The organism is Rhabdonatronobacter sediminivivens, assembly GCF_013415485.1.
Classification (GTDB): domain Bacteria; phylum Pseudomonadota; class Alphaproteobacteria; order Rhodobacterales; family Rhodobacteraceae; genus Rhabdonatronobacter; species Rhabdonatronobacter sediminivivens.
Genome location: NZ_JACBXS010000040.1, coordinates 19,260 through 31,021 on the forward strand (window position 1 = coordinate 19,260; position 11,762 = coordinate 31,021).

General features: G+C 66.2%; 11 protein-coding genes. 7 read left to right on the forward strand and 4 right to left on the reverse strand.

All coding sequences use genetic code 11. The annotated features are described in order from the left end of the window. Positions 1-7: 7 nt before the first annotated feature. Positions 8-913, reverse strand: a complete 906-nt coding sequence (locus HUK65_RS15135; RefSeq protein ID WP_179907113.1) for a LysR substrate-binding domain-containing protein — start codon at positions 911-913, stop codon at positions 8-10. 206 nt (positions 914-1,119) lie between these two features. Between HUK65_RS15135 and HUK65_RS15140 the strand changes: the two genes are divergently transcribed. Next, on the forward strand, positions 1,120-2,271 hold the full coding sequence (locus HUK65_RS15140) for a 2-aminoethylphosphonate--pyruvate transaminase (RefSeq protein WP_235442181.1): 1,152 nt from the start codon (positions 1,120-1,122) through the stop codon (positions 2,269-2,271). Between the two features lie 220 nt (positions 2,272-2,491). On the opposite strand, the gene HUK65_RS15145 is transcribed toward HUK65_RS15140, so the two are convergent. Continuing rightward, on the reverse strand, positions 2,492-3,193 hold the full coding sequence (locus HUK65_RS15145) for a DUF1223 domain-containing protein (protein WP_179907115.1): 702 nt from the start codon (positions 3,191-3,193) through the stop codon (positions 2,492-2,494). 224 nt (positions 3,194-3,417) lie between these two features. Between HUK65_RS15145 and acnA the strand changes: the two genes are divergently transcribed. Beyond that, a complete protein-coding gene (acnA, locus tag HUK65_RS15150) occupies positions 3,418-6,195 on the forward strand; it encodes an aconitate hydratase AcnA (RefSeq protein WP_179907116.1) in 2,778 nt (925 codons plus the stop codon). A gap of 203 nt (positions 6,196-6,398) precedes the next feature. After that, a complete protein-coding gene (locus HUK65_RS15155; RefSeq protein WP_179907117.1) occupies positions 6,399-6,797 on the forward strand; it encodes a hypothetical protein in 399 nt (132 codons plus the stop codon). A gap of 64 nt (positions 6,798-6,861) precedes the next feature. Here HUK65_RS15155 and HUK65_RS15160 read toward each other — a convergent pair whose 3' ends face one another. Then, positions 6,862-7,407: a holin family protein gene (locus tag HUK65_RS15160; protein ID WP_179907118.1), complete on the reverse strand. Its 546-nt coding sequence runs from the start codon at positions 7,405-7,407 to the stop codon at positions 6,862-6,864. Then, positions 7,398-8,009, reverse strand: a complete 612-nt coding sequence (locus tag HUK65_RS15165) for a holin-associated N-acetylmuramidase (RefSeq protein ID WP_179907119.1) — start codon at positions 8,007-8,009, stop codon at positions 7,398-7,400. The genes HUK65_RS15160 and HUK65_RS15165 overlap by 10 nt, the downstream gene beginning before the upstream one ends. Before the next feature lie 168 nt (positions 8,010-8,177). Between HUK65_RS15165 and surE the strand changes: the two genes are divergently transcribed. The 4 genes from surE to HUK65_RS15185 all read left to right on the forward strand — a co-directional run bounded on the left by surE (position 8,178) and on the right by HUK65_RS15185 (position 11,542). Next, positions 8,178-8,963 (forward strand): 5'/3'-nucleotidase SurE, encoded by a 786-nt coding sequence (gene surE / locus HUK65_RS15170; RefSeq protein ID WP_179907120.1) that lies wholly within the window; start codon positions 8,178-8,180, stop codon positions 8,961-8,963. Beyond that, positions 8,960-9,613, forward strand: coding sequence for a protein-L-isoaspartate(D-aspartate) O-methyltransferase (locus tag HUK65_RS15175; RefSeq protein ID WP_179907121.1), 654 nt, complete (start codon positions 8,960-8,962; stop codon positions 9,611-9,613). Before surE ends, HUK65_RS15175 begins: the two co-directional genes overlap by 4 nt. 78 nt (positions 9,614-9,691) lie before the next feature. Continuing rightward, positions 9,692-10,873 carry a LysM peptidoglycan-binding domain-containing protein gene (locus HUK65_RS15180; RefSeq protein WP_179907122.1) on the forward strand — a complete coding sequence of 394 codons (1,182 nt, stop codon included), beginning with the start codon at positions 9,692-9,694 and terminating at the stop codon, positions 10,871-10,873. A gap of 39 nt (positions 10,874-10,912) precedes the next feature. Next, entirely contained in the window at positions 10,913-11,542 is a 630-nt protein-coding gene (locus HUK65_RS15185; protein ID WP_179907123.1) for a hypothetical protein, read from the forward strand. The last annotated feature ends 220 nt before the right edge of the window (positions 11,543-11,762 follow it).

The window sequence follows — 11,762 nt, forward strand, 5'->3', positions numbered from 1 at the left end:
CGGCGGGTCACGCCCCGGCGGACGCGGTGCCGGGCAGCACGCCTTCGGCCCGGGCGGTGCGCGCAAGTTCCATGAAGGCACGCACCAGTTTGCGGTCACGCCGCTCGGGCAGGCAGATCAGCGTTTCCTCCATGACCAGGCCTGCGGCATCGCGCAGCGGGATGCGCTTCAGGCGCGTATCCTCGCCGAATTCGGCCAGCGAGACAAAGCCGATGCCGGCCCCGGCGGCGACGATTTCGCGCACGGCCTCGCGCCCTTCGGCAACGATGGCAGGTGAAAGCGTGACGCCCGCGGCATGGGCGGCCTCTTCCAGTCGGGTGCGGGTGCGCGAGCCGTCCTCGCGCAGGACCAGCGGCAAGACCGCCAGATCCTGCAGCGACAGCGACTCCTTGCTGGCCAGCGGGTGGTCGCGGGCCACGAAGGCGATGATCGGGCTTTGGCCCAGCGGCACCATTTCAAAGCGGCCACAGTCCGGCATCGTACCCAGAACCCCGATATCGGCATCATAGCGTTGCAGCGCCTGGACCACCGTTTCGGTGTTTCCGGCCAGCACACTGAGGGTCACGGCCGCATATTTCTGCCGGAACAGCGGCAGCACATGGGTCAGGTGACTGGCGGAGTCGGCGATGATGCGCAGGGTTCCGCTGCGCAGCGCGCGGCCTTCGGCCAGGTATTCGAAGGCTTCGCGCTCATTGTCGAAGAAACGGCGGGTGATGGTCAGCAGCCGTTCACCCTGCGGGGTAAGGGTGACCTGTTTGCGCACACGGTTGAAGAGCAACACATCGTATTCCTCTTCCAGCTTGCGCACCTGGTCGGACAGGGCGGGCTGGGTCAGGTGCAGTTCTTCGGCGGCGCGGGAAAAGCCGCCGCAGGTGGCCACATAGTGAAAGGCGCGCAGTTGGACGTATCGCACGGGGGTGGGCCTCCTGAAGCATCAATGGGACAGATAGTTTTTCACCTGACAACAACTCTGTCTATGGAGTCCGCGGCACAAGAACAATCAGCCAGGAATATGAAGTGATCTTGATTATCGATTTCCAAAATACCTGAAGCAATGCGACACTGCGCGCAGATATGGAGGCCACGATGATGGATCAGTCCGACTTTCCTGCCCCTCGCATGGGGGAACCCTACCTTTTGACCCCCGGTCCGCTGACCACCGCGGCCGAGGTCAAGGAGGCCATGCAGCGCGACTGGGGGTCCTGGGACGGGGATTTCCGCGCCATGACCGCCGAGATGAACCGCCGCCTGCTGGCCATGGCCGGTGCCACCCGGGACGCCTGGACCTGTGTGCCGATGCAGGGGTCCGGGTCATTTGCGGTCGAGGCGATGCTGGGTTCCCTGGTGCCGCGCGATGGCAAGGTGCTGGTGCTGGCCAATGGCGCCTATGGGCAGCGTGCCGCGCAGACGCTGCGTTATCTGGGCCGGGCGCATCAGGTGATCAACAAGGGCGACTACCTGCCCCCGCGCGGCCCCGAGGTCGCCGCGGCGCTGGACGCAGACCCCGCGATCACCCATGTGGTGGCGATCCATTGCGAGACATCCTCGGGCATTCTCAACCCGATCGAGGAAATCGCCGAGGTGGTGGCCGCGCGCGGGCGCAAGCTGCTGATCGACAGCATGTCGGCCTTTGGCGCCATCCCGCTGGAGGTGGGCGCGATCGAATTCGAGGCGCTGGTGTCCTCGGCCAACAAATGCATCGAGGGGGTGCCGGGGTTCGGGTTTGTGATCGCGCGCAAGGCAGCGCTGGAGGCGGCAGCGGGAAACAGCCATTCGCTGGCGCTGGACCTGCATGCGCAATGGGCGCATATGGAAAAGACCGGGCAGTGGCGCTACACCCCGCCCACCCATGTGGTAGCGGCCTTTCTGAAGGCGTTGGAGATGCATGCCGCGGAGGGCGGCGTGGCCGCGCGCGGGGCGCGGTATTTCGACAATCGCGATGTGATGGTGGCGGGCATGCGCGCGCAGGGGTTCGAAACCCTGCTGGCCGACCGCTGGCTGTCGCCGATCATCGTGACCTTCTTCAACCCGGCGGACCCGGCGTTTGAATTTGACCGGTTCTATGAGCTGATGAAGGCCGAGGGGTTCATCATATATCCGGGCAAGCTGACGGTGGTGGACAGTTTCCGCATCGGCTGTATCGGGCGGATGGATGCGGCGGTCATGCGCCGGGCCGTGGCGGCTGTGGCGCGGGCGTTGAAGGTCATGGGCGTGACTGACGCCGCGCCGCCGCCCAAGGCGCTGGAGGAACGCGCCCGGCTGGCGGCCTGAGCAGCTTTTCGGCGTCTGGCCGCCGTCAACGGGGGGCGTTGCGCCCTGCCCTTTCCCTGGCAGTAAAACACCCCCGGGCCGCGCCCATCCGCGCACCTTGCGCGCCAGACGCCGGGTTCTGACTGACGACAGCCCGGCGGCCTTTCAGGTGCAGGCCTGTATCATGTGGCGCCCGGACGGATTCGGTCCCCTTCGGCGCGGCGCCCGCAGGGCGAACGCCTCAACGCCGACGGGCGGCGGCCAGAACGGGCCCCTGCCCCGCCTCCTGCACCACCACCACCGCAGGATCATCGCCCGGCGCGTTGAGCGTCAGGCGCAAGGCTGACTGGCCATCCCAGCGGGTCACACGCTCCAGGCTGGTGACAATGTTGTAATGGGTCAGGCGCATCCCGTTGTTCTCGCCCGAGGTGACCTCGACCGAGGCGCGGGGGACATAGCGCAGGAAGAAGACTTCGGCCTCGCCCTCCAGAGGTGGCTCGGCAACGGCCTGGAGCTCGATCTCGCCATTGCTGCCGCGGGTCATGGTCAGATGCACCCGCGCAGGGCGGGACAGGTGCTGGTCCAACGCCTCGTTCACGGCAGAGCGGCGAAAGGATTTCAGCTCATCCAGCCCGCCGAGGATCACCTGCGGCGTGTAAACGGTGGAGCGGTTCCAGGCCCGGGCGTATTGTTTTTGCCGACGGGTGAAGGTGGCATCGGCAAAGCTGTCTTCCCAGCCGATGTAATCCCAGTAATCCACATGCAGGCTGAGCGCGATCACGTCATCGCGCGCCGCAAGCATCCCCAGCATTTCATCCGCGGGCGGACAGGCCGCGCAGCCCTGCGAGGTAAAGAGTTCCAGCAGCACGACATTCTGGGTTTCGGCCCGGGCAAGTCCTGAAAACAGCATGGTCGCGGCAACAAGACTGATCCAGATTCGCATGGCCCGGCGACCCCCTTGATTGCGTTCCCGGTATGTAACGAAGCATCCCTTGACCAGCCAATCAAGGTTTTGAGAGGGCCACAATGGGGCGTGGCACCCCGGAAGACGAGATTTTTTGTGCACAACGGTATACAAATTGCCGCACGCCCCTTGATTGAAGCCGCGCAATAAGGCATGTCCATGCCAGATTTCCCCGTTCAGCAACCCAGATGGGAGGCCAGACCATGACGATCATCACAGGACAGGACAGCAGCGGCGTGCGCCGCACGCTCAACGCCGGGGGCGCCAGCGTTGCCTATTACTCCATCCCCGCCGCCGAGGCCGCAGGGCTGGGCGCGTTTTCAAAACTGCCCGCCGCGCTGAAGGTGGTGCTGGAGAACATGCTGCGCTTCGAGGATGGCAAGACCGTCACCGTCGATGACATCCGCGCCTTTGGCACCTGGGCCGAACAGGGCGGCAAGAACCCGCGCGAGATCGCCTATCGCCCCGCCCGCGTGCTGATGCAGGATTTCACCGGCGTGCCGGCGGTGGTGGACCTTGCCGCCATGCGCGACGGGCTGAAGGCGCTGGGGGGCGACCCGGAAAAGATCAACCCGCTCAACCCGGTGGATCTGGTGATCGACCATTCGGTCATGATCGACGAATTCGGCAACCCGCGCGCCTTCCAGATGAATGTCGACCGCGAGTATGAGCGCAACATCGAGCGCTACACCTTCCTGAAATGGGGTCAGAAGGCGTTCAACAATTTCCGCGTGGTGCCGCCGGGCACCGGCATCTGCCACCAGGTGAACCTGGAATACCTGTCGCAGACCGTCTGGACCGATGAGGACCAGAACGGCGAGACCGTCGCCTATCCGGACACGCTGGTGGGCACCGACAGCCACACCACCATGGTCAACGGCGCCGCCGTTCTGGGCTGGGGTGTCGGCGGGATCGAGGCCGAGGCCGCCATGCTGGGCCAGCCGATTTCCATGCTGATCCCCGAGGTGGTGGGCTTCAAGCTGACCGGGGAAATGGGCGAAGGCACCACCGGCACCGATCTGGTGCTGAAGGTGGTGGAGATGCTGCGCGCCAAGGGCGTGGTGGGCAAGTTCGTGGAATTCTATGGCCCCGGCCTGGACAACCTGCCGCTGGCCGACCGCGCGACCATCGCCAACATGGCCCCCGAATACGGCGCCACCTGCGGCTTCTTCCCCATCGACGATGAAACCCTGCGCTACCTGCGCAACACCGGGCGCGATGAGGACCGCGTGGCCCTGGTCGAAGCCTATGCCAAGGAAAACGGCTTCTGGCGCGGCCCGGATTATGACCCGGTCTATACCGACACGCTGGAACTGGACATGGGCACCATCGTCCCGGCCATTTCCGGCCCCAAGCGCCCGCAGGACTTCGTGGCGCTGGACAAGGCCGCGCGCACCTTCACCGCCTATGTGAAGGGCCAGCGCGAGGGCAAGGACGCCACGCCAAAGGAAGAGCTCCGCTGGGAGGGCGAAGGCGGCGCGCCCGAGCCGACCGCGATCCCCGGTGACGAAGGCCACCATGCCCGCGGCTATGTCAACAGCCCCGATGGCAAGCATTACCAGCTGCATGACGGCTCCATCGTGATCGCCTCGATCACGTCCTGCACCAACACCTCGAACCCTTACGTGATGATCGGGGCCGGGCTGGTGGCGCGCAAGGCCGCCGAAAAGGGCCTCAACCGCAAGCCCTGGGTGAAAACCTCTCTGGCGCCGGGCAGCCAGGTGGTCAGCGCCTATCTGGAAGCCGCGGGCCTGCAGGAGGATCTGGACAAGATCGGCTTCAACCTGGTGGGCTATGGCTGCACCACCTGCATCGGCAACTCTGGCCCGCTGGCGCCCGAAATCTCCAAATGCATCAATGACAACGATCTGATCGGGGTGTCGGTGCTGTCGGGCAACCGCAACTTCGAAGGGCGCATCAGCCCGGATGTGCGCGCGAATTACCTGGCCTCGCCGCCGCTGGTGGTGGCCTATGCGCTGGTGGGTGACATGAATGTGGACATCACCACCGAACCGCTGGGCACGGACCATGACGGCAACCCGGTCTATCTGAAGGACATCTGGCCCACCCAGCAGGAGATCGCCGAGCTGGTGGAAAAGACCGTCACGCGCGAGGCCTTCCAGTCGCGCTATGCCGATGTGTTCAAGGGCGACGAGAAGTGGCAGTCGGTCGAAACCACCGATGCGCTGACCTATGACTGGCCCGCGAGTTCGACCTACGTGCAGAACCCGCCCTATTTCCAGGGCATGAGCAAGGACCCCGGGACCATCAGCAATGTCGAAGGCGCCCGCGTTCTGGCGATCCTGGGCGACATGATCACCACCGACCACATCAGCCCCGCCGGGTCGTTCAAGGACAGCACTCCCGCCGGCAAGTATCTGGTGGAACGTCAGGTTCCCGTGCGTGAGTTCAACAGCTATGGCGCACGGCGCGGCAACCACGAGGTGATGATGCGCGGCACCTTCGCCAATATCCGCATCCGCAACGAGATGCTGGACGGGGTTGAGGGTGGCTACACGCTGGGGCCGGATGGCAGCCAGATGTCGATCTTTGACGCCGCCATGGCCTGGCAGGATCAGGGCGTGCCGCTGGTGATCTTTGGCGGCGAGCAGTATGGCGCGGGCTCCTCGCGCGACTGGGCGGCCAAGGGCACGGCGCTTCTGGGCGTCAAGGCCGTGATCGCCGAAAACTTCGAGCGTATCCACCGCTCCAACCTGGTCGGCATGGGCGTGATCCCGTTCGAGTTCACCGGCGGCGACACGCGCAAGTCGCTGGGCCTGAAGGGCGATGAGGTCGTGACCATCACCGGGCTGGAGGGCGATCTGAAACCGCTGTCCGAGGTGCCCTGCACCATCCGCTACGCCGATGGCAGCGAAAAGACCATCACGCTCAAGTGCCGGATCGATACCGCGATCGAGAAGGAATATGTCGAACATGGCGGCGTGCTGCACTACGTGCTGCGCGATCTGGCGGCGGCCTGAGGGATCGGGCCTGCAGGCCACCGGATTGGCCTGACTGAAACACGCAGATACACCGCGGACCTTCGGGGCCGCGGTGTTTTTCATTCGCCCGCGCAAGCGCGGCCACCGGTCGCGGCAAGTTCAGGCGCTTGCGTGGTTCACAAGCGCGCGCCGAGCGCGTAGAGCAGGCCTGCGATCCAGTTCAAGCGGAGTGCCTGCCCCTCATGTCCCCTCGATCCATTGCCATTGTGATGCTGGTGCTTGTGCTGGGCTTCATCGGCACCATGGCCAGCGTGCAGCTTTTCGTGCGCGACCCGTTGCCGATCATCGGCGCCAATCAGATGCTGCATCTGCGCACACAGGACGTTGACCCGCCCGTGGCGATGCAGATTGCCATCGATGGCAGCTACCGGGTGGATGTGCAGGTGCAGCACCCGGGCCATGAGACCCCGCCGCAAATCAGCCTGCGCCCGTCCGAGAACGCGCCAATCACGCTTGATCTGCACAGCGCCGAAGAGACGCTTCTGGTGGCGAACGGGCAATTGACCCGCCCCGGGCGGTGGGAGCTGGATATCCGCACCCCGGGCGGGCGTGAAACCTTGCGGTTTGTCGTGCGCGAATAAGGCGCGTTTGCCCTTCTTTGGGGGCGTCGAAGCGCTCCCTGGCCAGGCCCACCCTACGCCGGCATCAGCTTCGAGCCATGGGATCGCTGTCGCGCTGCCATTCCGTCAGGGCGGGGTTATCTGCGGCAGGCGCTTGCGCCTTGGGGCTGGCGGGCTTGGGCACATCTGTCGGCGCGGCCAGGACCTTTGGCTTGCGGATGCTGTCATGGCGCAGGTGATGCGCCTCGCGCGCGCCGAAATAGAAGGCCACCACGGCACCCAGCAACCACCACAGCGGCTCGGGCACCTCGGCCAGGCCCTGCATCCGCAGGGCAAACCCCGGTGGATCCACCATCGCATAGACAAAGAGAGACAGCGTGCCGATCGCCAGCATGGGCCGCGGCAGGCGGTTCAGCCCGTTGACGAACGTATCGAACCAGCCCGGGCGGGCGTGCTGGTATTCGGCGGCGTGGCTGGCATGGACGGCCATGAAGGCGTCATGGCCCAGCTCCATCTGCCGGGTGGCGTTGGGGCGAAAGACCTCGGCCACCGAGGTCACGGTCTGGCCGACGGCGCGCGCCTTGCCTGCGGTGCCGAAGATCAGCCCGAAAAGCGAGTGGATCATCCCCATGCGCGGGTCCTTTCACGGTGCTGGGCCTCGGTCAGGTGAAACCGGGGCGCGATGAACTCCTCGGCGCGGGTGATCCAGCCGCCCTTGCCGCCATCGCGGCGGCGGGCGTATTTGCGGCTGGCGGGGCGCCGGTCGGCGATGGCGTAGTAATAGTTGCGCCGGGCGATCCCGTAGGCATCGGCCATATGCGACGGCGCACCGGCATAGGCCGCATGGGTCGCGCGGATGGTCTGCGGGCCGATGATCCCGTCCACCACCACATCCTGCCCCATGTCATTGAGCAGCCGCTGCAGGATCCGCACCGCGTTCGACCCGGCATTGACCTGCATGTCGAAGACGGTCGCCCAGAGCGGCTCGGGCAGTTCGGAAATCCGGGGGCGGCGGAAGTAGTGTTCGATATAGATTTCGATGGCCCGGTCGCGGGTCAGGGCGCGGACATCGGCCTCGGTCACGCGGCCATCGCCGGTCAGGTCCAAGCCCAGGCGGCGCATGGTATGGATGGTCACCCCGAAATTGGTGGCCCCGCCCGGGTCATCGGGGTCGTTCACAAAGCCGCCCTCGCGGGCGACGATCGCTGTGGCGATCTGGCGCACGGTCTGCATTGCACTGTCTTTCTGCTGGATCAGGAACCGCCGCAGAATGGCGCAAACAGGTTTCGGGGCCGCGAAGGCACCGCACGGTGGGTGTTTTTCCCGCAAAACCGCTTCACACTGCACCCTGCGGGCACTAATCAGGGCGGGAACATGCACAGCACAGGCAAGGGGACACATATGCGGATTCTGGTCACCAATGATGACGGCATCAATGCGCCGGGGCTGAAGGTGCTGGAAACCATCGCCGCCGAGATCGCCGGCCCGCAGGGAGAGGTCTGGGTCGTCGCCCCGGCCTTCGAACAATCGGGTGTCGGCCATTGCATCAGCTACACCCACCCCACCATGATCGCCAAGCTGGAGACGCGCCGCTATGCCGCCGAAGGCAGCCCCGCCGATTGCGTGCTGGCCGGGCTTTACGATGTGCTGCAGGGCGCGCGGCCGGATCTGGTGCTTTCGGGCGTGAACCGGGGTAACAACGCGGCTGAAAACGTGCTCTATTCCGGCACCATCGGCGGCGCGATGGAGGCCGCGCTGCAGGGGCTTCCGGCGATTGCGCTGTCGCAATACATGGGGCCGCTGTCCGAGGACCTGCCCTCGATCTTCGATGCGGCGGCGGTCCATGGCACCGCCACCGTGCGCCGCCTGCTGGAGCGCGGGATCTGGGACCAGGGCGATTACCGGCTGTTCTATAACGTCAACTTCCCGCCCATCGCCGGAGCGGATGTGAAGGGGATGAAGGTCACCACCCAGGGCTACCGCAAGGATACGTTCTTCGGGGTGGAGCCGCACATCTCGCCCTCGGGGCGCAAGTTCCTGTGGATCAAGGGCGGGCCGCAGCACCTGCCCACGGCGCCGGGAACCGATGCGGCGGCGAACCTTGAGGGCTATATCTCGGTCACTCCCATGCGCGCCGATCTGACCGCCCATGATGACATGACCCGCGTGCGCGAGGCGCTGGAATGAGCGCAACCCCCGAGGAGATCGCCGAGCGCAAGATGCGCTTCGTCTATACCATCCGTTCGCGCGGGGTGACGGACCCGCGCGTGCTGGCGGCCATGGAAAAGATCGACCGGGGGGAATTCGTGCGCGGCCTGTTCGCCGAACGCGCCTATGAGGACATGCCGCTGCCGATCAATTGCGGCCAGACCATCAGCCAGCCCTCGGTCGTGGCGCTGATGACCCAGGCGCTGGAGGTCGGCCCCCGCGACAAGGTGCTGGAGCTGGGCACCGGGTCCGGCTATCAGGCCGCCGTGCTGTCGGTGCTGGCGCGGCGGGTCTATACGGTGGAACGCCACCGCCGCCTGCAGCAAGAGGCGCAGCAGGTCTTCAACCGGCTGGGGCTGAGCAATATCACCTGCATCCGGGCCGATGGCTCCCACGGGTTGCCGGAACAGGCGCCGTTTGATCGCATCATCGTGACAGCGGCCGCCGAGGACCCTCCGGGCCCGCTCTTGGCCCAGTTGCGAATCGGGGGTATCATGGTTGTGCCGGTGGGACAGTCCGATACCGTGCAAAGCCTGATCCGGGTGCTGCGCACCGAGGCAGGGTTCGAATACGAGGAACTGTGCCCCGTGCGCTTTGTGCCAATGGTCGAAGGGCTGGGCGAGGATTGACGCCACCGTAACCGAACCTCCGGGAACAGGGGGCATTTTGGGCCGAACCGGCCAGAGGACAGAGCATTGAGGCAAGGCATGGACAGCAAGGGTTTTCGCAGGGTGGGCTGGGTTGCGGCCCTGGGCGCGGTGGTGGCGCTGGGGGCGTGTTCGGATTTCGATCTGGACCTGCGCAGCGCCGACAACGGGTTTTCCACTGCGGATGCGGCGCGGCAGGTATCGGCCTCCAGGCCGCGCCCCGATGACCGCGGCGTGATCACATATCCCAATTTCCAGGTGGCCGTGGCCCGCAGCGGTGACAGCGTTGCCGATATCGCCAACCGCGTGGGCGTATCCCCGGACGAACTGGCGCGCTTCAACGCACTGACCCCGGATACCAACCTGCGGGGCGGCGAGGTTCTGGCGCTTCCGGGCGAGGTGCCCGCCACGACCGCTCCAGCCCAAAGCCGCGAGATCGAGATCACCACCCTGGCCGAAACCGCCATCGACCGCGCCGAGGGCACCGAACGCCCCAGCGCCGCGCCGCAACCGTCACAGGCCGATGCCCCGCAGCGCCACCGGGTGGAACGCGGCGAATCCGCCTATTCCATCGCGCGGCTTTATAACGTGACCCCGCGCGCGCTGGCGGACTGGAACGGGCTGGACCCGGAAATGCGCGTGCGCGAGGGGCAGGTGCTGACCATCCCCACCGCCGCCCAGACCGCCCGCCGGAACGCCGAGGCGCAAGAGGAAGAGACCCGCACCGCCGCCGCAGCCCCGCCGCCGGGCAGCGGCAGCAGCACGCCGACCCCACCCAGCGCCGCCCGACCCATGCCGGAAGAGGCACCTTCGGAGCGTGAAACCGCCGCGGCGGCCGAGGAAGAGCGCCCCTCCCCCCCCGCAATGGTCGAGGACCGGACCGAGGCCAGCGCCGCGCGCCTGTCTATGCCGCTGGACGGGCGGATCATTCGCGCCTATTCGCCGGGCCGGTTTGACGGGATCGGAATCGCCGGCAGCGCGGGCAGCAGCGTGCGGGCGGCGGCCTCGGGGACGGTGGCCGCAATCACGCGTGACACCAACAACGTGCCGATCATGGTGATCCGCCACGAAGGCGATCTGCTGACGGTCTATGCCAATATCGATGACCTGCGGGTCGAACGCAATGACCGCGTCAGCCGTGGCCAGGTCATCGCCACCGTGCGCGCGGGCGACCCCAGCTTCCTGCATTTCGAGGTCCGCGACGGATTCAACAGCGTCGATCCCATGCCGCTGCTGCAGTAACCATTGCACCGCGCGGCATAACCAGAAAGGCCCCCGCGCATGACCCGGGCTGATCTGCCGGGCAGATTGCTGGCCGCGCTCTCCCCGGACCAGCCCGCGGGGCGGTTCCTGTGGCATGTCCTGCTGCTGAGCCTGGCGGGGCTGTTGCCGGTGCTGGCTCTCTATGTGGCGCTGATCCCCGGGTTTGCTGCGCATCTGCTGCAAGGCGGCCCGGCGGCGGCGCAATTCCTGCGCCAGGTGGTGACAAATGGCGTGACAACCGTGGTGGTGATGAATGCGGCCGCCCTGATCGTGCTGCATCGCGCGGCAACCGGGGCCGGGCCCGCGGGCGCGCCGTGGCGGCTGATCCTGACCGATATCCTGTTGCGGCTGGGCCTGTTCATTGCCCTGCATGCAGTGGTCTTCTGGGGCTCGGCGCTGATGTTCGGCGCCTTCGGGGGCGATCCGCTGCAGGCGCTGCGTGTGGTTGCTCCCACGCTTGCACAGGCGGGGACATTCGGCAACCTCTCGGGCGTCTATCTGTATGCGGGGCTGTTATGCGCCTTGCCCTTGCAATTGGCGCTGCTGGGCCGGCAATCCCGTGGCACGCCAACCCGCACGGCACTCGCGCTGGCCCTTCTTGCGGGGCAGGTATTGCTGCTGACCGGGCTGGCCCGGCTGGCGCTCTAGGCTGCCTGCTGAAAAGAAGATCCGGCAGTGCCTGTCTGGAAAACTGTTCCTGTACTTACATCGAAACCGGGAGCGAAGGGACGCGCCCGACCCTGGGTGGGCGCGTTGGGACCCTGGGTTTGTTGCGGTTTATACCAGCCAAGCCCCTCCATGCGCTGAGCTTTTTGCAGCGTTGCAATGCGCCCTCCCGCGGGAGGGTCGGGCGCGTCCCGGGCTGGTC

Excerpts from the sequence above, each read along its gene's own strand:
- HUK65_RS15185 (WP_179907123.1), top strand. The coding sequence starts at position 10,913 with ATGACCCGGGCTGATCTGCCGGGCAGATTGCTGGCCGCGCTCTCCCCG.
- HUK65_RS15180 (WP_179907122.1), top strand. The coding sequence starts at position 9,692 with ATGGACAGCAAGGGTTTTCGCAGGGTGGGCTGGGTTGCGGCCCTGGGC.
- HUK65_RS15155 (WP_179907117.1), top strand. The coding sequence starts at position 6,399 with ATGTCCCCTCGATCCATTGCCATTGTGATGCTGGTGCTTGTGCTGGGC.
- acnA (WP_179907116.1), top strand. The coding sequence starts at position 3,418 with ATGACGATCATCACAGGACAGGACAGCAGCGGCGTGCGCCGCACGCTC.
- surE (WP_179907120.1), top strand. The coding sequence starts at position 8,178 with ATGCGGATTCTGGTCACCAATGATGACGGCATCAATGCGCCGGGGCTG.
- HUK65_RS15140 (WP_235442181.1), top strand. The coding sequence starts at position 1,120 with ATGGGGGAACCCTACCTTTTGACCCCCGGTCCGCTGACCACCGCGGCC.
- HUK65_RS15145 (WP_179907115.1), bottom strand. The coding sequence starts at position 3,193 with ATGCGAATCTGGATCAGTCTTGTTGCCGCGACCATGCTGTTTTCAGGA.
- HUK65_RS15165 (WP_179907119.1), bottom strand. The coding sequence starts at position 8,009 with ATGCAGACCGTGCGCCAGATCGCCACAGCGATCGTCGCCCGCGAGGGC.
- HUK65_RS15160 (WP_179907118.1), bottom strand. The coding sequence starts at position 7,407 with ATGGGGATGATCCACTCGCTTTTCGGGCTGATCTTCGGCACCGCAGGC.
- HUK65_RS15175 (WP_179907121.1), top strand. The coding sequence starts at position 8,960 with ATGAGCGCAACCCCCGAGGAGATCGCCGAGCGCAAGATGCGCTTCGTC.